Annotated in this window: 19 protein-coding genes and 2 pseudogenes; 7 read left to right on the top strand and 14 right to left on the bottom strand. The window is 41.7% G+C overall.

The annotated features are described in order from the left end of the window. Nucleotides 1–171 precede the first annotated feature (171 nt). Nucleotides 172–339 carry a hypothetical protein gene (locus RMY00_RS02030; RefSeq protein WP_322645957.1) on the top strand — a complete coding sequence of 56 codons (168 nt, stop codon included), beginning with the start codon at nt 172–174 and terminating at the stop codon, nt 337–339. Between the two features lie 2 nt (nt 340–341). Next, nucleotides 342–854: pseudogene (locus RMY00_RS02025) on the top strand (SDR family oxidoreductase). 10 nt (nt 855–864) lie between these two features. Here RMY00_RS02025 and RMY00_RS02020 read toward each other — a convergent pair. From RMY00_RS02020 to RMY00_RS01995, 6 genes are all read right to left on the bottom strand, one after another. Continuing rightward, nucleotides 865–1,275 (bottom strand): hypothetical protein, encoded by a 411-nt coding sequence (locus tag RMY00_RS02020; RefSeq protein ID WP_322645956.1) that lies wholly within the window; start codon nt 1,273–1,275, stop codon nt 865–867. 85 nt (nt 1,276–1,360) lie between these two features. Beyond that, a complete protein-coding gene (locus tag RMY00_RS02015) occupies nt 1,361–2,443 on the bottom strand; it encodes a cyclic nucleotide-binding domain-containing protein (protein WP_322645955.1) in 1,083 nt (360 codons plus the stop codon). 3 nt (nt 2,444–2,446) lie between these two features. Then, the gene (locus RMY00_RS02010) at nt 2,447–3,655 is read right to left on the bottom strand and encodes a DUF7005 family protein (protein WP_322645954.1); all 1,209 of its coding nucleotides are present in this window, start codon (nt 3,653–3,655) and stop codon (nt 2,447–2,449) included. Further along, nucleotides 3,652–4,464: a MinD/ParA family protein gene (locus RMY00_RS02005; RefSeq protein WP_322645953.1), complete on the bottom strand. Its 813-nt coding sequence runs from the start codon at nt 4,462–4,464 to the stop codon at nt 3,652–3,654. Before RMY00_RS02005 ends, RMY00_RS02010 begins: the two co-directional genes overlap by 4 nt. Before the next feature lie 185 nt (nt 4,465–4,649). Further along, nucleotides 4,650–6,218 (bottom strand): cache domain-containing protein, encoded by a 1,569-nt coding sequence (locus RMY00_RS02000; protein WP_322645952.1) that lies wholly within the window; start codon nt 6,216–6,218, stop codon nt 4,650–4,652. Nucleotides 6,219–6,458: 240 nt separating this feature from the next. After that, nucleotides 6,459–6,665 carry a bacteriocin gene (locus RMY00_RS01995; RefSeq protein WP_322645951.1) on the bottom strand — a complete coding sequence of 69 codons (207 nt, stop codon included), beginning with the start codon at nt 6,663–6,665 and terminating at the stop codon, nt 6,459–6,461. A gap of 432 nt (nt 6,666–7,097) precedes the next feature. Here RMY00_RS01995 and RMY00_RS01990 point away from each other — a divergent pair, with 432 nt between their 5' ends. Further along, nucleotides 7,098–7,484, top strand: coding sequence for a Nif11-like leader peptide family natural product precursor (locus tag RMY00_RS01990; RefSeq protein ID WP_322645950.1), 387 nt, complete (start codon nt 7,098–7,100; stop codon nt 7,482–7,484). A 252-nt stretch (nt 7,485–7,736) separates the two neighbouring features. After that, the gene (locus RMY00_RS01985) at nt 7,737–8,888 is read left to right on the top strand and encodes a S8 family peptidase (RefSeq protein ID WP_322645949.1); all 1,152 of its coding nucleotides are present in this window, start codon (nt 7,737–7,739) and stop codon (nt 8,886–8,888) included. Between the two features lie 88 nt (nt 8,889–8,976). Here RMY00_RS01985 and RMY00_RS01980 read toward each other — a convergent pair whose 3' ends face one another. From RMY00_RS01980 to RMY00_RS01970, 3 genes are all read right to left on the bottom strand, one after another. Further along, a complete protein-coding gene (locus tag RMY00_RS01980) occupies nt 8,977–9,768 on the bottom strand; it encodes a response regulator (protein WP_322645948.1) in 792 nt (263 codons plus the stop codon). A 76-nt stretch (nt 9,769–9,844) separates the two neighbouring features. Then, nucleotides 9,845–11,263, bottom strand: a complete 1,419-nt coding sequence (locus tag RMY00_RS01975; RefSeq protein ID WP_322645947.1) for a sensor histidine kinase — start codon at nt 11,261–11,263, stop codon at nt 9,845–9,847. 708 nt (nt 11,264–11,971) lie between these two features. After that, nucleotides 11,972–12,826: a glycosyltransferase family 2 protein gene (locus RMY00_RS01970; protein ID WP_322645946.1), complete on the bottom strand. Its 855-nt coding sequence runs from the start codon at nt 12,824–12,826 to the stop codon at nt 11,972–11,974. Between the two features lie 546 nt (nt 12,827–13,372). On the opposite strand from RMY00_RS01970, the gene RMY00_RS01965 reads away from it, so the two are divergent. Beyond that, the gene (locus RMY00_RS01965; RefSeq protein WP_322645945.1) at nt 13,373–13,906 is read left to right on the top strand and encodes an Hsp20/alpha crystallin family protein; all 534 of its coding nucleotides are present in this window, start codon (nt 13,373–13,375) and stop codon (nt 13,904–13,906) included. A gap of 231 nt (nt 13,907–14,137) precedes the next feature. Here RMY00_RS01965 and RMY00_RS01960 read toward each other — a convergent pair whose 3' ends face one another. After that, nucleotides 14,138–14,497: a Rieske (2Fe-2S) protein gene (locus RMY00_RS01960; protein ID WP_322645944.1), complete on the bottom strand. Its 360-nt coding sequence runs from the start codon at nt 14,495–14,497 to the stop codon at nt 14,138–14,140. 173 nt (nt 14,498–14,670) lie between these two features. After that, nucleotides 14,671–15,255, bottom strand: a complete 585-nt coding sequence (locus tag RMY00_RS01955; RefSeq protein ID WP_322645943.1) for a hypothetical protein — start codon at nt 15,253–15,255, stop codon at nt 14,671–14,673. Nucleotides 15,256–15,857: 602 nt separating this feature from the next. Here RMY00_RS01955 and RMY00_RS01950 point away from each other — a divergent pair. Both RMY00_RS01950 and sugE read left to right on the top strand, forming a co-directional pair. Further along, nucleotides 15,858–17,846 carry a S8 family serine peptidase gene (locus RMY00_RS01950; protein ID WP_322645942.1) on the top strand — a complete coding sequence of 663 codons (1,989 nt, stop codon included), beginning with the start codon at nt 15,858–15,860 and terminating at the stop codon, nt 17,844–17,846. A gap of 323 nt (nt 17,847–18,169) precedes the next feature. After that, on the top strand, nt 18,170–18,490 hold the full coding sequence (gene sugE, locus RMY00_RS01945) for a quaternary ammonium compound efflux SMR transporter SugE (RefSeq protein ID WP_322645941.1): 321 nt from the start codon (nt 18,170–18,172) through the stop codon (nt 18,488–18,490). 82 nt (nt 18,491–18,572) lie between these two features. On the opposite strand, the gene RMY00_RS01940 is transcribed toward sugE, so the two are convergent. The 3 genes and pseudogenes from RMY00_RS01940 to RMY00_RS01930 form a co-directional block, all read right to left on the bottom strand. After that, nucleotides 18,573–20,807 (bottom strand): hypothetical protein, encoded by a 2,235-nt coding sequence (locus RMY00_RS01940; protein ID WP_322645940.1) that lies wholly within the window; start codon nt 20,805–20,807, stop codon nt 18,573–18,575. Between the two features lie 202 nt (nt 20,808–21,009). After that, nucleotides 21,010–21,325: pseudogene (locus RMY00_RS01935) on the bottom strand (ShlB/FhaC/HecB family hemolysin secretion/activation protein); the annotation flags it as partial. A gap of 118 nt (nt 21,326–21,443) precedes the next feature. Next, nucleotides 21,444–23,651 carry a hypothetical protein gene (locus RMY00_RS01930; RefSeq protein ID WP_322645939.1) on the bottom strand — a complete coding sequence of 736 codons (2,208 nt, stop codon included), beginning with the start codon at nt 23,649–23,651 and terminating at the stop codon, nt 21,444–21,446. Between the last annotated feature and the right edge of the window lie 248 nt (nt 23,652–23,899).

Raw genomic sequence — 23,899 nt, 5'->3', positions numbered from 1 at the left:
GTTTTGTACCAGAGGTTCATCCAGATACTATTGTAGTAAATGTACCTATTTCTAGAAAAGCGGACAAAGATAAAATCCGACCCCAATAACCCAGAATTTATCTTGACAGCAAGAGGTAGTGGTTATTTTTTCCCACGAATTGTTTCTTGTTGTCAGGAATAGCAGAAAAATATGACTAAACTCATCTTGATTACAGGCATAAGCAAAGCTCTAGGTTATGCCATGACCCAGGGTTTTATTCAACAAGGACATACTGTTATTGGTTGCGCCCGTTCATCAGATGCGATCACTAAAATACGCCACATAAGTTTAGTGCGCCCAATGATTTCACATCTGTAGACGTGGCAAATGAACAGCTTGTAAAACAATGGGCAGAACACGTACTTCAAAAATATGAACCACCAGATATAGTGATTAATAATGCGGCAATTATTAATTATCCAGCACCTTTATGGGATATCTCATCCGAAGAATTTTCCGATTTAATAGATATCAATATCAAAGGAGTAGTGAATATAATTCGCCATTTTGTACCAGCAATGGTGAAAAACAAACGGGGTATTATTATTAACTTTAGTTCTGGTTAGGGACGTTCTACTTCAGCCCAAGTTACACCATACTGTGCTTCTAAGTGGGCAATAGAAGGATTGACTTGTTCTTTGGCACAAGAATTGCCGACTGGTATGGCAGCTATACCTCTCAATCCAGGAATTATTCATACAGATATGCTCTCAATTAGGTTTGGAGAAGAAGCTGCTAATTATACACCCGTGTCAGATTGGGTATTGAAAGCTGTGCCATTTATTCTCAAATTAAAACCCAAAGATAACGGAATTTCTTTGACTGTACATTAAAGAGTGAATCTCAATTGCGCTCGTTGCCATTAGGTGTTGACAGTTGAATTATCTCCGAAAAACGTGAATACTTAACTGCATCGGTAGAGGGATAATCCGCCGACACTGCAAGTAACCCAATTTTTATATCCTGGAAATAAATCACACCCCCAATACGCCCTTCAACTTGGAAAGCTCCATGAAATAAATGATACGGAGCTATGTATATCAGGAAAAAGTCAGTAATCTTGATTGCCCTGTCAAACATCTGCTGACAAGTTGTGTGGAGGACAGCATCTAAATATTCATTATAAACAGGTTCACCCAGGTCAGTGAATTCCGGCCAATCCGCAAAATGATCCATATAAAATGACCAAATATCGGACAAGTCTGCAACGTCCGTCAGTTTTTGCTTAAGTTCCTGCAATCGGTCGATTTTCATAGTGTGCATCTTGAGGAGATAGGACAAACAGACACTACTGTTAAAACAGTTATCAATTATATTAGTTATCAGTATCGAAATAAATCTAATTTTTTCTTAAACGGCTTAACATCCAATCAAATTTTGTTCCGGACAGTGCCATGCTATCTAAAATATTAGAATCCAGTTCATCTTCATATTCAACATTTTCATCCAGTGATTGACCTTTGCTATAAACTCGTCTGCCATAACCAAGCCGACTGAACATTCCCTCTAATCGATTTGCAAGCAGAGTAGCAATCACCCGATAAAATCGAGATGCAAAACCTATATCCTGTTGTAATTTTGCTGCTAATTGTTGTCGAGGAATTGACAATACAAGCGAGTCTCCAATAGCCCTAACAGTTGCAAAAGGCAAACGGGTATCAATGAAAGCTGTTTCTCCGACGATTTCGCCTTTTGATAATCTTGCTATCTCTCTGCTTGTAGTTTCGTCACCCTCTAAAGCCGCAAAGGCGCGAGTTAAAGGATTACGTTCATCCTCAGAAACAGAAACTGTCATTGTTCCATCCAGTAGGATATACAGTGCATCCACAGGCCCTCCCTCACGGATGAGTACTGTGTTAGCGGCAATTTTTTGGCTAGTACCTGTAGCAATCATCCAATCGATGTCACTATCATGCAATTGTTCCAAAATAAACAGCATATCTCTGAGCGTATTGCTCTTAACAAGTTTGCTATGACCCAGTTGAGTGATTCTGTTTGCTAGTAGAATAACGATCGCTCGATAAAATCGAGATGCAAAACCAATATCCTGCTGCAATTTTGCGGTCAATTGCTGCCGAGAAATCGATATTACCAATGAATTTTCAGCTGCTTCAACAGTGGTAACAGCTGCGCGGACATTAATAAACGGGATTTCTCCTACTATCTCACCACTTGAAACCCGTGCAATCTCTCGTCCTAATGTTTCGCTATCCTCCATTGCTGCAAAAGCTCGATCTAGAGGATTGTTTGTAGCTTGTAAAACAGTAATTGTGAATGTTCCATCCAGTATGATGTGTAGGGTATCCAGGGTTTTTCCTTGCTGCACAAGGATAGTGCCAGCAGGTATTTCCTTTTTTTGACCCGTAGCGATCATCCAATTGATGTCGCTATTACTCAATTCCTTAAGTAGAACTTCTGTCATAACTCATATAAATTTAAGTTCAGTTTCTGGATGCTCCGCTTGCTTGTTTGTGAGAGTTGTCAGCCATTGGTCTAGAATTTTTTGGATATAGGAGTGCGCCTGAGAGTCAGCCAATTCTTCTAATGTCAAATAAGTTAAAGCTATTAACATAATCGGTTGACTATTAAGAGTTCTTAACTTGCCTCCATGTTCAGCATCAAAGCGTTCTAAATTCTCAGCAGCAGACTTCACCAATGCTTGCAGAATCTTAAATGCGCCCTCTGAAAGCGGTGGTTGACCCTGGTAATTTTGCAATCTGCCCCCTTCTCGGTAATCTGGAAATAACTCCAGCCCCAGAAAACGCAAAAACCAATCAGCCCGATAGTGTCCGATAGCTGCCACAATACCTCTGTAGTCGGCAATCAGTTCGTCGAGTAGATTATTCCGCATGGAGCCAAATAAGCGCTGTGTGAAGTAGTGAGTACATTCATGTTCCAGCCTAATATTTAGGGAAATACGCCGCCATTCTGGTTGCGAAAGTCCAATGTCGCTGGCTGAAACATTGCTATAGAAACCGTCACTCAAAATCATCAACCGATCTTGATAAAGCTGCTTTTGCGGGATTAGTCGTCCAAATTCTTCTAACCAACTACTTTCGGAGCAGTTACCAAAATTTCTAACTTCCCATTGTTGGCGATACTGGCGAACCCGATCCCAGTTGTTTAAACCAATAATCATGCAAGCTCCCATAGAAGCAGGGACTGGCTTGGGTTCATTCCGCATTGTTAGCGCCTGTAACAAAGAAACAAAATCTTTTCGGTTCCTGGTCAGCAAAACGGGGATGGCTCCAGCCAAGCTTTGATGTATCATCAACTGGAGTTGTTCGGGTTGCTGCAAAATCAAACTAGTCGCCTCAATCATGCTATCCACTGGAATACCCTTACGGGTAGCAAAGCGATATGCCTCTGTTTGACTGATGCCTTTAAGTATGGGGAACTTTAACTGTACCAATTTGGTTGATAAAGCTTGAAAGACTCCTACCTCTTGAGCCAAAGTGGCGTATTCTTCCCAGGCGGCTACATGGGGTTCGGGTGGAAGCGGAAACTTGGCGGGGAGTGTTGAAAAACTGTGATCAAAGGTGTTTTGATTATAGGCAAGTAATTCTTCTGTCTCCCTTGCACTAGCACCATAAGAGGCAAGTACATTAGCACGAAGTTGGTGTTGATTGCTCAAAAGCGATCGCCTCCCACTAATGCCTTCTTTAACTCAACTTGATCCATGATCTGCCGAGCAATTTCTTGCACCGTCTGGCTAAATGGATGGTCAGCGTAACGCAAGCAAAACAAACCACTGCTGGCTAACTGAATTATCTCTTCAGAAAGAGGCACAATACCGACCACTGGAGTGTTGTAGATTGTTTCCATTTGTTCTCGCAGAGCGTTGAAATCCATTGCTGGTAGCACCTTATTAATTACCAGCAACATTTTGTCCACTTTTAATTTTTTCGCCACCTCCACCGTTACCGCAGTACCTTGGAAGTCTTGGTGGTCTGGACGTAAGATAACGATTAAAATATCAGAAATAGCGATCGCTAGTAAGGTTTCTTCATTCAAACCAGGGTGAGTATCAATCAACAAATAGTCTAGGTTGAGATAGCGGATTAGATCCTCAAAGCCGTCGTTGAGTTTGCCTACATCATAACCCTCGCGCAAGATACGGGAAATTTCTCCTGCTTTAATACTGGAAGGAATTAGATAGAGGCTGCCATTGCTTACAGATGTCTCCCCTTCCACATTTAAAGTATTACTAACATCGTAGGCAGCATCTTTGATCGCGCAGCGTCCCCATAAGTAGTCATTAAGGGAACGATTCATCTTTTCCTCGTCTAGACCAAAAATAATATGAATCCCTGGTGATTGAATATCGGTGTCAATGATACCTACACGTTTTCCAAGACGTGCAATAGTAGCTGCTAAGTTAGCAGTTAAATTTGATTTTCCCGTACCACCACGAAACGAATGAATAGATATAATTTTGGACATAATGCCATACCCTAGCTATGTGAATTTGATATAGTTGCAATACTTTTCGGTTAAGGGGGAAAGGGGAAAGGGAAAGGGTTTGAATTTACCTTTCCCCTTTGCCCTTTAACCTTTCCCCAGACCAAAAGAGAGATTATTGGGTTTATCCGAAAAGTATTGGATATAGTTGCTATTTGGGGATTTCTTCAATTAGCTACTTTTACAACGCGACCTTTAAGATTTTGTGCTTTTTGGTGTAACTGTTGGAAATAGTCGATTTCTGTCTCATCATCTTTGCTTGTTCGCGCTTTGATTTTTTGCGCTTTTTGTTGGAGTTGCTGGAAGTAATCAGTCTGTGTGATATCAGCTACCTGACGTACCTTTTTCGCTTCGTCGATTTCAACGTTTAATTCCATCACCTGCTGTTTCAACTTCTGCTCTCGCGCCTTCACTTCTTGGGCCATTTGCAGGAAAACACGCACTAGTTGACCAATATCATCATTTGCGTCAGACACTTTAGCTAACTGATGAGTATCAAAATCATCCTGTTCTACCAGTGATTGTGCTGCTTTTGTTAAGGCACGAATCGGTTTGGCAATACTTTGCGCTAAAATCAAGGCGATGATTGTTGCGATCGCTCCTACTGCCAGTAAGCTGTAGCTGTTCTGCCAAATGAGTTCATTCAAGGGAGCATCAAATTGTGCGTGAGCTTTGTTTACCCCTAACACCCAAGGTTGCTCTTGTAAGGGAGCAAAGCCGATCATCTGGCGTGTCTGCTCAATTGGGGAATGATAGCTGGTGTGACTTGTCTGTTTAGCTCCAACAATCGCATCTGCTAACTCTGGAATTTCCAAGCTTTTGATTTGCTTGACGCCATAAAGCCTATCGGTTTCGCCCTGCTGTTGTTTGTTAGCTGGCAAGCGGACTAAACTATGATAAAGCAGCGATTTATCAGGATGGCTAATGATTACGCCACGCTCGTCAACCAAGAAGGCATAACTTTGAGAGCTAGCCTGCAACGCATTTACAATCGCCCAGATGTCTTCTCCCTTGATTTTTAAGACCCCCACACCGACAATCTTGCCGCTCTCAGACCGTATAGGATTGGAGAAATAGATGCCTGGCCGTCCACTTGTTGTACCAACTATAATGCTGGAAACGTAAGGGCGTCCCTGAATGCTAAAGCGGAAGTATTCACGGAAAGCATAGTTTTGAGTAATGAATGTGGGGTCAGTAGCAGCAAGACAGCGCCCCTTTGTATCTATAATGTAGAGAACATCATAGTCGGGGTTAGAGCTAAAGACATTATTTAGCGTTCGTTGCATCGAAGAACGGAAGGCTGTTTGCTTCTGAGGATTAGTAGCAGACAGAAAACCCACTACATCCTTATCAGTACTGACTTGGACTGCAACACGCTGAATATCGATAATTAACTGGTCGAGGCGACTAGCGTTACTGGTGGCTAAGAGTTCCAGTTTGCGATATTCGCTGTCCTCTGCACTCTTAAGGCTTTCTTGGAGGTTGTGATAGGTGGTGAAGCTCATCGGTATAAGAGCAACACAGAGAAGTGCTACCGAGAGTTTCGTTCTGATAGACCAGGCAGAGGGGTTAAATAGGGACTGCTTCGCCTTAACAAGAACCTTTAAAAAGGCTTGCCGATTTTGCCAACCAGAACCCGGTAGGATAGGAAACCGAGCATCCAAAACATTGTCGATTCCTTGGTTGGGAAGTGATTCTTTCTCTGAAGCAGGAGAATTACTTGTTGTTTTGCTCATATTACACCTCTTGCTAGGGCGTAAGTAGATTTGGGTTCATCCTGCCAGCTATCTGACCACTGGATGCGATCGCTTCATTTAATAGAAGAGAAGCTTGAATTACCAATTACCATTAACTCGACTTGAGTTTGGTAAAAAAATTCCTCAAAATCAAGATGCCTGAAAGTTGTTTTGCTTTATTTGAAAATCAGGTTTTTAAAGATTCAACCATTGAGTTTTAAAACATTTAATTAAATTCCTTTAGAAATGTTTATCAAGGTTTTCCCCAATATCAGAAACTAAGTCTTTGCCCTCTTTGTAAACGTCAGTAACAAAGTCCTTAGCAGCGTCTACTACTTTGCCTAATTCTATACCACCAGAAACCGAAGTAAGCTCTTCATCAGATAACTCATTAGATTGCTGTTGGGCATCAATTTTATTTTTATGATTAATTGAATTGTTCATCATGGTATATTTTCCCTTTGAGTTTTTTATTTTACTGTATCGAAATATTATCGGTGACTAAAGTTAATTATTTGCATTTTTCATTAAATTCATCAACTTTTTATTTGAGCGAACTGAAGGTTAGATTAATATCTAATAGATTAAGATATCTAAAAGCTAAATTTAATACACAATATTTATGTAAGACTAACAATTTTTTTTACCTTGATATCAAAAAAATTATTAGTTCCATCAAAAGATAGTGTATGGTAATTACCTTCAAAACTCAGTTAGTCTTTTTACAGGTTCAGCACTTCTAACTTGATTGCTAAAGCATAAAAAGATGAAATGTCTGAGCAAAGTTTGCTGAGAATCACGAACAGCGATCAAAATGCAACTTAGAGTTAACACTCAATCTCTAACCAAACTGAATGTTATTTACTGAAGGAGAAAGATATGTCTATCCAAGATGCCAAGGCGTTTTTTAATGCAATGATTACGGATGATAATTTACGAAGCCAACTTAAAAGCCCTAAAACTAATGAGGAACGTGCTGTAGCTATAAGAGCGGCAGGATATAATTTCACTCCAGAAGAATCTCAGCAGTTGCTCAATCAAATTACTGAAGCAGCTGCTATTGGTAGCAGTCTAAGCGATGCCGAGTTAGAAGCAGTTTCTGGAGGAGTAGCAGGAGCAGCAGGAGGGCCAGTAGGTGCTGGTCTCGGTGCTCTTGGAGGTGCCATTGTTGGAGCAGGAACTGCGTTAGTCGATGGCGATTCCGGAGGGGATTTAGCTAAGAAGGCAGGGATTGGAGCTGTCGGTGGTGCCCAAGGCCCAGCATAGCTCCATCAGTCTAGGTAGTAGTTCTACTCTGGTAGACTTCTAAATAATAACCAAAGCTAAAGAGCAGCTAAGTATACTTGTTTAGCTGCTCTTTATTCTCAATGTAACTTTTGGAAGTAAAAGTTTTTTTCAATGAATCTAAAAAAAAATATTGCCTTCAGATCAGGAAAGTTTAGCAATTTTAGACAGATTGTACAAACCTTTCCGAGAGATTTGAAACTCCTGCAAACAATCGTTACGTCAGGGATGATTGTGACAACTGCTGCACTTGGGAGCTTTGTTGCCAAGGTACAGGCGGCTAGCTTTACCCTACCAATTGAAGCAGCAGCCAAAGCTACAGGGGTTGATGTTTTGCGCGATCGCTACGGTCTAGATGGCACTGGAATCACTATCGGCGTACTATCAGATAGCTTCGCCACAGCAAAGACCTTCGATACCTCTAACAACCAGGATACTTATGCTACAAATATAGCCGATGGCTACTTACCATCTAATGTTAACGTGCTAAATGACTATGCTAAACCTGGTACCACGGATGAGGGTCGCGCTTTATTACAGATCATCCATGCTGTGGCTCCAGGGGCTAACTTAGCGTTTCACACAAGCTTGAGCAACACGGATAGCTTTGGTCAAGGCATTCAGGCTCTAGCAGCTGCCGGTGCAGATATAATTGTGGATGATTGGGGCTATTTTTACCCTCCGATCACTCCTCCTGATGCACCTTTAAACCTACTAGATTTGGAGCCTCCAGACGGGCCAATTAACCAGGCAATTAACACAGTAGTTAACCGGGGGATTTCTTACTTCACTAGTGCCGATAATAATTATCTTCCCCCCGATAGCCGAGTGCCTGGTATTCCAATATATGGGCATCCAAATAACCCTAATACGCTGACCGTTGGAGCAGTGTACTACGGGAACGCAAAATCCTACTCAAGTAAAACGTTCGATGTTGTTGTAAAGCAGGGTCAGCTAGAACCATTTTCTTCAGAAGGCAACCCGGATTCTTTCAAGCCGGATGTTGTGGCTCCGGATGGGCTAGCAATTTCCTTCAATTTAGGTGGAAGTTCTCCTCTTAATGCCAACCCCGACTTCTACACCTTTTTAGGTACCTCGGCATCGGCTCCTTTCACAGCCGCAGTTGCAGCACTGTTACTAGAGGGCGATCCAAGCGCAACACCTACTGAAATCTATGATGCTCTAAGAGATACGGCTGACAGCCCTTCATTAGGCTTCGACTCCAGACTTGGCTTCGGACTGATCCAGGCAGACAAGGCTATTGTCGCACTGGGTGTGGAACCCAAATCAGTCCCCGAACCTTCTGCAACTTTAAGCTTGCTAGGTGTCGGTGTTTTAATTGTTGCTTTGCGCCTGAAACTCCTTAGCAAAAGTTCAAGATTGTAGTGAACCCAGTCAGTAGTGGGGCTTCAAAGCCTTTAGTTTGAGCAACAAACGGGTTTTCTGATTACTGAGGCGCTAGTTCAGCTTTTAACTACTGGATTTGCTGCGCCTTTCGCCAAGCTTTAGGGGTAGTCCCGTGATACTGGCGAAACTGACGAAAGAAATGACCCTCATTCTGATAGCCCACAACCTCAGCAATCTGATTTGCGGATTGGTTAGTTTCTAAAAGTAAGGTACGCACTGCTGCCATCCGGCGCTCGACAATCCAATGATTCACTGGTTTTCCTGTCTGGCGTCGTACTAAATCGGTTAAGTAAGCTGCGGAGTAACCTACTGCTTGGGCTACGTCACACAGGGTAATGGATTGATAATAATTGGCTTCGATAAAGTCGAAAACCTCTTTAAGTTGAGGACAAGTAGGCAAGAGTGATTGGGAATTTGCTAATGTGTCTGCATCAGTACTTTGGAGTTCTGGAACTGGTGGGGACTGAGCAACATAGCACTGGCGCATGGTTGCTTGTTTTTCTAATCGGGTAGCGATCGCTTCCAACAATTCTTCTACTGTCGAGGGTTTGGTAAGATAATCGTCTGCTCCCAAATTCATCCCTTGACGAACCTCAGTTTTTGTAGATTTGGCACTGAGAAAAATGAAGGGAATTGTTGCTGTTAAAGGGTTTTGGCGCAATGTATTCAGGACACCATAACCATCTAGTTCTGGCATCAGAATGTCGCAAAGCACTAAATCAGGCAAGTGTTCTTGTGCTTGCTGAATACCAACAAGACCATTTTCCGCAGCGATCGCTTCAAACCCTTCTGCTTCTAAACTGTCTAAAAATATATCTCGGCTTTCTTGCTCATCTTCAATCACTAGAATTTTAGTCATAGTGTCCTCTTGATGTTAAGCGTCAGATGAATTATCAATTTTCATAGACTTTCTGGCTGTCCTGTTGCAGAGATTGTCACTGCACCGGTAGGGCAATTGTGAATGTAGTACCTATCCCAACCTCGCTGGCAACTGAAATTTGACCACCATGCAGGTCTACAAGCTTTTTGACAAGTGCTAATCCCAATCCATTACCGGGGATATTACCGACATTCGTACCGCGATGAAATGGCTTAAATAGTCGTTGTTGATCTCCTACAGAAATGCCAATTCCTCGATCTTTAATCTGGAAAATCACTTCTTCATCCTGGCGAGAAACTATTAAATCAATCGTGCTACCACTTGGAGAATACTTGACTGCATTTGAGAGTAAATTCCTGAGAATAGGCTGTAACAATTTTTGATCTGCACAGACTGTACAATCACGTTGGCTAATTAAGGTGACTACGTTGTGAGGGGATTCCGGGGACGCGAATATTGGGAAGTTTTTCTTTTGTCCATTGTTGGAGTAGAAGCTTTTTTTACTCGAAACTTCTCCTTTGGGAGACACAACGGGGGATTCTTTTGGTAGTAGCAAGTCGTGTGGTTCTTCCCGGGAAAAAACTTCAAAAGGGTCTCCCGGCATCAAGCAACTGGCGTTGCTTTCGTTCAAATTCATTTCTGCCAATATGTCAGTACACAATTGGATCGGGTTAAGTGGTTTTGGCTCAAACTTGAGCTTTTCTGTTTCTGGCCTAGCGTTGAGAAAAATTTCATCCATCAATTGGCTGATTTCTTGCACTGCCATTTCCAAGCGTTGCAAGTATTGTAATTTTTTCTCTTCAGTCCACCGATGAAGATGACGTTTCAGTAAACTAGCGGATAGTGAGATGACATTTAACGGAGTGCGAAATTCATGAGAAAGCATAGAGAAAAAGTGCGCTTTGTGTTCAATGAGTAGTTTTTCTTGTTCTAAAGCCGTCTCTACCTGATGGCGCAAAATTTTCTCTCGGTATAATTTCTGGTTAGCATCTCTTAATTCAGCTATAAGCTGTTGCACTTTGCACTCTAATACTTCATTAACCTTTTGTAAAACAATAGACGCCTGCTGACGTTGACTGATATTGTGGATAAAGATACAGCCATATTCGCTAGAGTTGTATTCCAAATAGATAATAGTAATTTCTACGGGAAAGGTCTGCTTTTCTTTAGTTCTATATAAAGATTCAAAATATAGGTAGCCCTGCTCTTTAATAGTTCTCCAATGCTTTGACCAAACTGCTGGCGAAAAGTCTGGTTTGATATCGTGCATAGTCATAGAGAGTAATTCTTCACGAGAACATCTCACCAAATTACACGCTGCATCATTAGCGTAGAGAAACCGCGCATTTGGCTTTACCCAGAAAACTGCATCTTCCATATCAACAATTACGGACTTAGTATGCTGTAACTCTTTTTCTAGTAGCAGTCTGATTGGAAAATTATTTTGCTCTAAAATGCGGTTGCTAATAAACATAGTTCAAGTCACTGCAATTACTGAATAAGCTTTTAAATATGAATTTTCATCACTAAGCTGCTCGAATCAGAATTACCGCTTCCTGCAAATTTATGAAAGCATTTCAATCCTTTAAATCAGACTTTATTTTCTTGAATTCATTGAAAGCGATGGTAGCCTCTATTCTTTTATGGGTGGAGTTTTTTATACTCATAACCTATGTAGTTTCGATACAGCCCCTATTTGTTTCTCTTGTTACTGCAACTTTTTTTACGCGAGTATCGGATTTTGGTTACAAAAGTTTACTTAGCTTTTTGAGCAAAAAACTGACTTTTGCTTAGGATTGCTAATTAGAAGGTTGTTATCCGTGAGAGGTTAAGATAATTTTTTTGTCAATCAGTTAAAATACTCAAAATTATCTTGTTAACAATGATAAGGGAGGGGTAAGGAGGCGAACGTCGCTCGCCTCCTTACCCCTCTATATACAACTCTAATGGAATATAGTCACCAGGACGATACAATAAAAGCTAATAGTAAAGCAATTAGCTTAGTTTATCGTGTTCTCTAAAAATCAGCTTTTGTGCATTTTCTGAAAAACTGGATTATAAACTAGTATTTTTTACCGTGAGCGTAGCTCACGGTAAGCATCCCTCTTTGTTTGGCTGCGTTGTAGCGCCATTACGTGTATTTTCAAAATCAAATAAGAACTCTATATATGGATTGGGATTTTCAGGAATTGATATTAGTTAATCGCTGCTTAATCGATTCAGATAATTGTTCTGGATGCTTAGAGAAATAAAATATTTTTAATAAACTAAAATTAATGTTACGAGCTAACCAAATTTGCCATTGTTCTATTAGTGGTAATGTTTTCATATAATCATTAAACAATTGCCTCATTCGCACTAAGCTCATTCCTTTTGCAGAATCATCAAATGTTTTGGTTCCTGGATAATATCTATAATTACCCCAAGTCTCATTGAAATACTTAACATGAGATGATCTAACCGCTTTCAAAAGGAAATCTACATCCATTGCATAATGTTCTTCTACTTTGTATAGTCCGATTTGCTGATGCAATGATTTGTGATAAAAGTAAGCAGAAGGATTTAACGGAAAAGAAGCATCGATAATTCCATCGTCATTAATTCGTCGTTCTAACAATAAATCAATCGTCCTTAATTGTTTAGCTTTATTAATAAAAGTTAGTTCACCTTCCAAATTACAAACATTACAGTTACCAACAATCAAGCTAGGCTCTGGTAAATTTTTGAAAATTTCACAGACGCGGTTAAGAACGTTTGTTTCATAAAAATCATCAACATTTAAAACACCAATAATTTCTCCTTGTGCCATAGCAATTCCTTTATTGAGAGCATCAGATTGCCCTCGATCCTTTTCGCTAACCCATCGGATATGGGGATATTGATTGGCTTTATTCTTAATAATGTCTATTGTCTTGTCGCTTGAACCTCCATCGACAATGATATGCTCCACTTCTAAACAGTTTTGGTCAATGACAACTTGAATGCAAGATTCTATGAATTTCTCTCCGTTATAAACTGGTGTAATTATACTAATCATTAACAAGCGCCTCTTGTGGATATTCCAAACAAAAAATAATTTAAACGATCAATCTCTAATCATAGAGTTCCCCATTTGCACAAGTTTATAACGTAACTGCCTTTCTGCCTAAGTCCTATACAGTTTATATAATAGCTCTGTCTGCGACAAGAACACGACACTGAAGAAGCTTGTTTTAAACTATACATTGCTTGCCCGCGATTTGTTTGGCATTCACTGCTCATGAATGGAGAAGTCGCTGTTCGTTCTTGTGCATAAGTCAATTGCTACGCCAAGAAGATACTTTGACATCAACTATTCTCAAGCTTTCCATCCTTTTTTTGTTTGATACGGTAAATCCAACTTATGTCTGTACGGTTTACCCAACTTTTTTTAGATTTTTCTTTTATTAAATTAGTTTCTAGAGAGATGAAACAAAACAAACAAAGCTTCTCTCTCAAAACGTAGAGGTTCGATAATTGATTAAATATCTGAAATCTCTACATTCCTCTAAAACTAAGTTTGATTACTCAAAAGTCAATTAAAAAGTTAAGGAGAGATTGAGATATGGCACTCATTCGTTGGGAACCATTCCGTGAAATGGAAATTCTACGTCGTCAAATGGATCAACTGTTCTCTGAGCTTACAGCAGCCGAGCGCGGTAACTCTGATATTTCTGCATCATCAAGAACAGCGTGGGTTCCTGCTATTGAATTATCTGACAATGGTTCAGAGTTCATCTTAAGAGTTGAGATTCCAGGCGTGGACGCTAAAAACCTAGATGTTCAAGTTACTCAAGATGCAGTCTCGATTGCTGGTGAGCATCGTTACGAAAAACATTCCGAATCTAACGCTAAAGTTCATTCTGAATTTCGGTATGGCAGCTTTACTAGAGTAGTTCCTCTACCAAGCAAAGTTCAGAATCAACAAGTTAAGGCAGATATGAAAGATGGCATTTTAATTCTGACTTTACCTAAACTGGAGCAAGAGCAAAACAAGGTATTTAAAGTGAATTTAGGGCATTCTCAAAGTGCTACAGCTTCTATAGAAGCTGGCAATGGTAATACACAACCCAATATTACATCACAACAAAACGTTTAAGCTACTTGAGAAAATGTTCTCTCTGATTCAATAGTTACTTTATCTCTGAAATAGTTGCATTTTGAGAAAAACCCCAGCTAAAGTTATTGGCTGGGGTTTTTGTCGGTTATACCATTTCAATTCATGATTGCAACACATCCTTGGGTAAAGACGCGATGAATCGCGTCTCTACAAATGATCTATTTGGCGCATTTTTTTGCATTGGTATTAACTCCTAAAAAATAGATAGCGCTATTCCTCTTGTACATCAACCCAGATGCTACCTTCTTCCACACGAATAGGAAATACTGGCAATACTTTTTGTGGCGAAACCATTGAGAGTACTTTACCTACACCAGGTGGCCAAGAACACCAGTCTTTTACCTCACCAGTACGCAGATCAAAAGCACTGCGATGGAAGGTACAAACTATTGCCCCATCTTCAGTGATTTTCCCACTTTTCAACGGTAATTTTAAGTGGGGACAGTTGTTATCTACTGCATAAAGCTGATTTTCGTGGTTCAAAACCAGAATTTTCCGGTTGCCAACTTTCACCACTTGTCGCGTACCTGGTGAAAGTGCTTCGACTGCAAGAACTTTAGTCCAACTCATTAGGTTCTCCTCTCCTAATTAATCTGTTTTCAGTTTCTCGCAATTGTGACCACTGCGATCGCCTTTCAGTACTAGGGAGTCAAAAAGCTTTCACCCCCGCAGCTTTTAGCTCTCTTGTTATCAGCATAGGATTGATATATTAATGAAAAATCTTAGGCTCATTTCTAAAGAAATCAATACCCTAGTCTCAAGCCTCTTTCCATAAGCATCTGAGGTTCGATATTTTCAACTTTAGGTATCGCTTCTAACTGAGGAATCCTAGCGATCGCATCTACAATATTACCTGATTGGGCACGTAACCAAGCGGTATGAGGTGCATAGGGAAGGCTTTCTACTATTTCGTAACCGGCTCGATTAATTACCTCGCGTTGCGACTTCACATCAACGCTTTCAGCAAAGCGGATGAAAACCAGCCCGGTTGGTACTGCTAGGGAACCATTTGATTGTAAGGTGTAAATTGGACTTAGTGTTCCCTGTTCTGATTGATTGGGTTCGCCTGGAAAAACTGCTATCTTACCATCGTTAAGTTGTAAAATTGCTCCTGTTACTATGGTCTTGGGTTGATTGTAATGTATTGCATAATATCCAGGCTTACGAGTGTAAGATATAACATTGCGTAGTCGTAGCCCGGCGTAGGCATCACTGCCAACGCGAATTTGTTCAGGATATTCAGAAAAGTAATCTTTTTGAAATCTCACTTCAGGAATCAGGGGTAAAGAGTACACCTGTAGAAAATATTCTGCCGGGAAATAAAACATTTTTTCAAGTTCTAATGATGTTATAGCGTTTTTCAATGATGTGGAATACAAATCTTCAATATGAATGCAGAGCTATACGCCTTTATTCATATTGAAGATTCCTAAAACAGCCTGACCAAAGAGGCAGGGGAGCAGGGGAGAAAGATTCGCTCATTTCCCCTGCCATTTGGGTTTCAACCCCCTAAATTTATTTATGCCCAAAGGCAAAAATATTTATTTCGATAGCGCAGCGTTAGCGAGTCATCGAGCGTCGATGCGTAGCACGAGAAATAATGCGTCCGTTTTCTTGCCCCTAAATTTATTTATGGGGTTCTCCCCCCTGCTCCCTGCCCCCTGCCCCCTTTCCTCTTCATTGACCTTGAATCCCTCTTTTCTGGAAAGACGAATCAAAGGCTTGTATGAACTTAAATAAACTAAATTCTGTTTGAGTTGTATCTTTTGAAACCGTAATACACATATAACATAAGAAATCAGAAGCATCCATAAACTAAACGTAAATCCCAAGCGCACACTGCAAGAACATAACGTATGATGCAGTTTTTCCCATCTAAATGCCTAATTTTTAAGATAGTAATATTTCAAATATCCCAGGAGATAAAATTATGGTTCAAGTTCGCTATGGTGGGCAGAATGGCCAACAATATGAACTTGCTATCAGTGAGGAACACGTTGTAGTGCGTACCGAAAGCCGCAGTAATCTTGTTGGTGCCAGACCCTTTGAAGTTGCACCAGTATCACCCACAGCTCGCAGCATCCTGAATCAATTCGAGTTAACAACACGGTTTCGGCAAGCAGGTGTAGAAATTTTGCGAACGAAAGTTCCGACTGAAGGTGTGGCTTTGCGCGATCGCGCCCGTGATATCCTCAACAATGAGTCTGAAGTCCAATTTGCCGGACGGGTTCTGATCGATCCAGCATCCAGTCAACCGATAATTTACACCGAAAACCTTTTCCTTAAATTCAATAATGAAGAAGAGTTAACTGTCTGCCAAGAGGTCTTAAGACGTTACGGCTTAACAATTAAACGCCAACTGGAATATGCACCAAATGCTTATTTTGTCAATGCTCCTACAAATACTGGTATAGCTATCTTTGACATCGCCGAAAGACTTTTGAATGAAGAATCAGTTGAACTGTGCCATCCTGAACTAGTGCGTGAATCACGTCGACGTCAGGTTTTTCCGCAACAGTGGCACTTAAAGCAAACAACAATTGATGGTCAGGTAATTAAGGCCCATGCCAACGTTGAGGCAGCTTGGAAATTGAGCAATGGCACTGGGACGATTATTGCAATTATTGACGACGGTGTGGATCTTGAGCATGAAGAGTTCCGTTCCTCTGGAAAAATTGTTGCCCCGCGTGATGTCACACGTAAAACTGACAATCCCAGACCCGGAAACGACGATAACCACGGGACAAGTTGTGCAGGAGTAGCTTGTGGAAACGGCAACTTTGGTGCATCTGGTGTAGCACCCGGTGCAAAGCTGATGCCGATTCGTTTAGCTTCGGCGCTGGGGTCGCAGGATGAAGCAGATGCTTTTGTTTGGGCGGCTCAAAATGGTGCTGATGTAATTTCTTGTAGCTGGGGGCCCGCAGATGGTGTTTGGTATGAACCCAATGATCCTTTACACAAGCAGAAAGTACCTCTGCCTGATTCTACACGCCTTGCTATGGAGTTTGCAATTAATAAGGGACGTAACGGCAAGGGCTGTGTAATTTTATTCGCGGCTGGTAATGGTAACGAAAGCGTCGATAATGATGGCTACGCCAGCTATCAAAAGGTGATTGCTGTGGCAGCTTGTAACGACTACGGCACGAGAAGCGCTTACAGTGACTTTGGTCAGGCGGTCTGGTGTGCCTTCCCCAGCAATAATGGCGATAGTTCTCAAACCCCTGGAATTTGGACAAGCGATCGCTCTGGTGTAGTTGGCTATAATTCGGGTAATCGGAATTTGGGTGACGTTCCAGGCAACTACACGAACCAATTCGGCGGAACTTCTAGTGCTTGTCCGGGTGCGGCTGGTGTTGCAGCTCTAATTATTGCCAGAAACCCAAATCTGCGTTGGGACGAAGTGCGAGATATTATTAAACGCTCTTGCGATCGCATTGATCAAGCTGGAGGTAAATATGATACTAATGGTCGTAGTCCTTTCTACGGTTACGGTCGAATGAATGCTTTGAAAGCTGTAGAATTGGCCAAGCCACCTGAAACATCACCCATCAGCAGATTTCAGGCAGTGCAAGATGTCCCAATTAACGACTTACAAAAATCAACATTATCGTTGGCGATCACTAGTACTAACCTGATAAAATCTATCAAAGTTAATGTAGACATCGAGCATACTTTTATTGGGGATCTTATAGTTACTCTCCTTCCCCCAGTGCAAACAGGCGTACTTCCTGTAATTCTGCACGATCGCCAGGGCGGAGCTACAGATAATATTAAAACTACTTATCATGAGATAAATACCCTTAAACTTGCTGCTTTAAAAGGTAAAAGTCCCGAAGGAACCTGGACTCTAGAAGTTGCAGATCAGGCTGACGCAGATACAGGAAAGATTCGCAGTTTCACCATTGAAATTGGATTTTAGACCAAGTGTATTGACTTATACCAATTCTTTATGAAGATGCATAGAATTAAAAACGAACCGCCAAGAACGCCAAGAATAGAGGGTTAATCATTTTGTGCAGCTTCACATGAAATTGATATTAAGGATAATTATAGGTTGGATTTTGCGATCGCAAAACCCAACCTTTTTGCGTGAATTTCGTGGCGAGTTGAAATTTAAACGTCTGGAATAGCTTGTCTTGTGTCATGCATTCAGCTTCTGTAATATTTCTTTATATTTAATATAAGAAAAAATCGTTAAGAAGATAAAAGCTTTAATTTCTACAATGTGCAGGAAAATAAACAATGGCGTGGGTATATTTATTGGTTGCAGGGTTGTTAGAGATTGCATGGGCAATTGGTCTGAAATATTCACAAGGCTTTACTAAGCTGGCTTTCAGTATTCCCACAGTTGTTTGTATGATATTGAGTTTTTTCTTTTTATCGATAGCACTACGCACATTACCAGTAGGTACTGCTTACGCCGTTTGGACTGGGATAGGGGCAATGGGTACGGCTTTATTAGGGGTAGTTTTATTTGGTGAACCTGCTTCAGTAAAGCGTTTTATTTGCATTGGCTTAATTTTGGCAGGTGTACTGGGACTCAGGTTAGTATCAAGCCATTAATCCTGCTGGGCAGAAGAAAGGATAAATTTCAGCCATCAAAAAAGCTGACATTTTAAGTCAACTAAAGTTCGTGTTGAACTCGCTAATTTTGCTTTGTCATCTGTAGCTTTAGTTTTAAAGAATCTGTATTAGTCGGCTTCTGAAGCGGTTTTGGCGTATCAACTTGGAGCAAAAACGCACGTTTGACTGATTGACCTTGTTCGGTTTCAGCCGTGAGGACAATTTGAGAAAGACTTGTGGTCGCTTTCAGTGTCCTAGAACCGCTAGCTGGGACATCACCTAAAGGTTCGAGTTTAACCTTAGCACCATCCCCCTGTACCTTCCAGTTGAGAGTCACAACTTGTCCAACTTTTAAGAACATTGAGGGATTCGTTTCTGAACTTTGATTATTGAGCGTAAAGTCAATAATTTGAAGGGGTGTTGCCTTTAACTGGACTTGAATTGCTTTAGAGAGTGGCGATTGTTTTTGACTTCCACTAGACACAGGTTGAAGGCTAATCGTATAGTCGCCTGGTTTAGCTGGAAGCCCTATATCCACGTTGGAACAACTCAATGTTTCGTTGATTGGAGGTTGACATTGCTTTGTTAGTTCTGGAGGAATTTGTTTTTGAAAATCATAAGTCTTGAGGAGCGTTGGTTTATCTTCTTTGAGTTGACCAATAACCTGAAGCTGAACGAGTTGGCTAAAATTTTTGATATTCCAACTAAGGGTTAAGGGTTTCCCTTTTTCGAGTTGAGACTGGCGTGCTGTAATGCTTGCCACCTGAGGCAGTGGCTTAGGTTGAATTACGACATCAAGTTTCTGCTGAATAGGTTTTTCTGCGGATTTTGCCTTAATCTGAAGTTGGAAGGTGTATTTTCCCGCCAGTCGGGCACCTGTATCGACGTTGGTACAAGTTAAATTGCGATCGCGATCGTGAATTTGGCAATAACGGTTCAGTTCTGTCGGTAAGCCTTGACGAAAGTCGTAAACTTGGGGACTGCTCGCAATTTGATCTTTGGTTGCAGAAATTACCAGCTGCTCAAGCCTATCTGAATTCGAGATCGTCCAGTTTAAGCGTACCCTGCCTCCCTCCGTATAACTAGCACTATCCGGTTTGAATTCTGCCAGGATTGGCTCTGGAGTGGGTTTAAAGAACACAAACCAAATCAAAAAGCCGAGTCCCGACAATGCACCAACCCCTGCCAGCAGCAACAGTAGAAATTGCCACCAAGGGCGTGCTTTCCAGACTAATAACCCCATCGGTAACTTTTCTGGCGTCGGTAATGCTTGAATATCTTGAAGATGGATTTGAAACGGTAGCTCTAAGCCATACCCAAAGAAGGGACGTCGCCATTTCTGTATAGGATAAACAGTTAGACTAATTGTTGCTGTTTCCCCAATCAACAAATTGACAGAAGACGGACTGCAAACATAGTTGCACAATTCCGTTTCATCTCGGCTGCTAGCACTTACGGCTAATTCTCGAATTGAATTTCCGTGATTTGTCAGTGTGAGTCGATACTGTCCTGGACTGTGACTGACTTTTCCAAGAATAGTCTCCAGTTCAACACTCAAGTTAAATTTTGGCTTTACCTCTAAATACACCAGATCCAAAAAAACCTGCTCTGGAGCATTATCAGAAGTGAGCTGGAGAGTCGGTGAATAATGACCAGCAGGCATGTTTATTGGATAATGGAACTCAATAATGATTTCGCCTTGACCTCCCGGATTAAGCTCCAAACCATCGGTACTGGAAACGATACCTAACTCACTCAGTTCATTAGAAGGATATTGAATCGTGAACCACGTTTTATCCAAGTCAAGACAATAGAGCCGAAACCGATCCACTCGATTGGAGTGATTGTTCACGATTACTGATAGCTTCTGGTGCTGGTTGGGCTGAACTAGTAAAGGCTGAACGGGACTAGTTGCTGGGCTAAGTGAAAAGGTAAGGTTTTGTGACCGTATAACAGTCTGCTCTTTGACTAGAACTTCAAGACGGGCTGGATAATGAATCGGAGTCTCTTCTGGATAATGCTCTGGGGCATCTACTACTACCGTGTAGGGATAACTTCCTGGTAAAGCGTCTGAGGGAATCTCAAAGACCAGGCTGACTTCACAAGCTTGTTGGGAGTCGAGGGCGACCCGCTTTCTTGCAGATGGACACCATGACAGTAGGGTTTGAGTCGTGGGATCGACAAACACATCAATTGTGGCTCCCTGCTCGCCTTGATTAATCAGACTGATGTCAAGGGTAACGCTCTCCCCTGGAAAACCTTCTAGGCGGGTGGGAGGATTCAGTATAACTTTGAGTGGTGTGATAAGATTCAACATCTCTACAGCATCTTCAGTAAAGGACTATGGCGTTGCCCAAATGGAATGGTAGTTACACAAAAAAAGAAAATGTTCAGAATGCAGCTTTATCGAAATTAGAAAAAATGGTTGTCGTTTTGATAAATTCGGCTTCTTTGGTTTGCAGTCAACTTAATATTTATTCTTGCTGTTTAACGTTCAGATAGCTCTTTATTGCTTTATTTTAAAAAGGATTATAAAGTAAACTAAAATATAGGCGGTTTTCTTGTAATGTTCTCTCATTTGATGAGTTAACAAATACTAAAGGAACGCCCTAGTCAAGACGAACGGTGAAGCGATCGCCTTGTGACCAACACAACCGGATTCTCTCTACCAGAACTATTCCAGCCAACACCAAAATCTACAAACGGGACAACCTGTAATGTGCTATTTATCTGGGGTAAGTGCAGAATTGGTACTTGAACTTCCGCAGAAACAACAGCGCCATTCTCTGTCAGCAGATAATCTTGACGGTATCCCCGAACGCTATCCTGCCCACCTGTGGACTTAAAGATATACTGCTGAGTAATATAAGTATATTCAGTGATAAGTAGCACATTATAAAATTCTGGGTATATTTATCAATCATGGCACTGCACTATTTTTTGTCAGAAACTTTTATTCATCTGGGTTAAAGCGATAGAGGCGAACTTGTGCATCATCAGAGCCACTGGCAATCCAAACTCCTTGCTCTTTAGGAATCAAGTCTAAGGAAGTAATTCTGCTGGACAGGGTTGCGATCTGCTTCGGTTTTTGAGTCAGATCGGGAGTGAAGTTTGCGGTTAGACGCCAGGCCAGGATCTGACCATCATCACCTGCACTGATGAGCCATCGTTGATCTGGAGTAAATAAAATGCTGCGAACCGATGTTTTTGAAACCTGCCACCTCGCCCGTTGTTCGCAGCTTTGCTGAGGAAGTTGCTCTTTAAGCGACCCTTTTTGCGCTGCTTTCTGACATTTACTTAAGTCCCAAAGAGTAACGTAACCATCAGAATCAGAGGCAGCTAGTATAGGAGTATTGGGCGCAAAGCTGACATCCCAGAAAAAGTCGTTTTCTCCGCGATTTTGAGCATTGTCTGAAAGCTTTAGCTGCCGGGGTTGCGAGTTTGCGACATCCCACAAGACAAGCCGCTTAAACTGTCCGGCGCTCACAAGGATTTTTTCATCTGGACTGAGTGCTAAAGACCAGGCTTGATATGCGAAGTGATCGGGCACCTTCAAAACCTTGGCAGGCTTTGAGTCAAAACGGACATCCCTTGGTCTTTGCCAACTCCGAATAGTTCCGCTTCCATAGCTAGTATATAGCGTCAGAGAATTACGAGTAAAAATCAAGTCCAAAATGCGATCGCTTGTCTGGTCTTTGGGATCTTTGAGCGTATAGAGTCCCTTGCCAGTATTGATATCCCAAACCTGAACGGTTCCATTCTCTAAACCTGCAAAGACCTGATTATTTTTCACCGGAATTAATGCTAGCGATCGGATTGCTTGCTGAGTAATTGCAAGAAGTCCCTTAGAAGACTTAGGTTGAGCATTGGTGCAGGTTTTGGCTAATGTCCCCTTGCTCAAGCTACCCTGAGCAGTTAGCGTTCCCCAATCTGTAACGCCCCAAGTGCGAATTGAACAATCGTCTGAGACACTCATTACAAGCGGCGATCTGCCACTCGTGCCACTGAGTCGCACGGCATTAACGCCAGCCAAATGAGTGATGGGCGTTGGTCTAAATACAGCAGCTGCAATTGTTAAGAGCAATGCTACTAATAACCATAGAGGTACAATTGGGAAAACCTTTAAAAATAAAATCTGGGTTGCTGGATCGCTACTCCCTAATCTTGGGTCTGATAGCCAAGGCTTGAGTTCAAACTTGAGTTTTCGTGACCAACCAATCCAGGGACGACGGGGAGAGAGGGTTAGGTTTGTAGAAGTTATTTCTCCCAATGCGAGAACGGGTTTTTCTGGACTAACCTCAATTTGGCATCGTTTCGCGTCTTGGCCTCGGACTTCAAGATCGAGCGTTTGCACCAGATTACTATTGTTCTTAAACATCAATTGGAAGGTACTGCTACGCGATCGCCAATTCGGGAGCCAGGGTCTTTTAGCCGGGATACATTGCTGCTGAGGCTGGACTTCAAACTGCATGAAGCCAACGGGCAGAACTTCTAAAATTCCTTGCACTTCAACGGTAGAACTCAGATGACTTTTGGCAATTATGACAAAAAGATAATCACGGCTCGGAACTCGATCTGCTCTAGGGGGCTGACATTGGAAAGTTGCTGTTGTCTCTCCATTTGCTGGAACTTCTATATACTGTTCTGAGCTACCAACTAGCCAGGAAGACTCAAGTTCTGCACATTGCAAGCGCACTTCTGAAGGCTGTGACCCCACATTCTTGACAGTTACGGGAATATCCACGACGTTACGAGGATAAACTTGAAACCGCTTTGCAGGTAGTGCGATCCGCAGTAGATTTAATTCACCACTAGGTTCTAACGTTAATCGCAGAACTAATCGTCGTTCTTCAGAGAGCTGGGGCGAAAAAATCCGCACCGTTAGATTGACGATCCCAACGAAATCAGGGATGGGAGAGTCTAAAATCTCAACTTGAAAATCAGTGCGATCGCCCGGTGATTTAGCTGTAGATACATCTGGAGAAAGATGATACCAGTTACTCTGCTCACCTGCTCCCGCCGCTTTAATTTCAAGTTGAAACGACGCAAACTGATTGCTGCGGTTGATGACTGAAACACCAAATGAAACTGATGGCCCACCGGGGCGAAAGGCTATATTTTGCTTGGTCAAGCTAGCATCGATAATTGAGCTGGCAAGCATAATAAAGAGATATATGGGTTATTTTAATATTGAATAACAACTTTGATTGGAATAAATCCGACTTCTGTCTAATTCACTCTGGGTCGAATGGCACTAAGAAAAGCCGAAATACTTGTGGTTTAAGCAGTTTGCTCTCATATTTCGTAATTCATGCCGAGGTTTCGTCATTAAAGGGTAAGCTTTTGGGCAACGTTTGCGAACCCGTGCTTCACTTCGACCGGGGCGATCGGGGTTTTTTGGGCAACCCG

The sequence above is a fragment of the Nostoc sp. ChiVER01 genome (assembly GCF_034531155.1).
Lineage (GTDB): Bacteria > Cyanobacteriota > Cyanobacteriia > Cyanobacteriales > Nostocaceae > Nostoc.
Note: the sequence above shows the minus strand (reverse complement) of the source record. Positions and strands in the feature narration are given on the sequence as shown.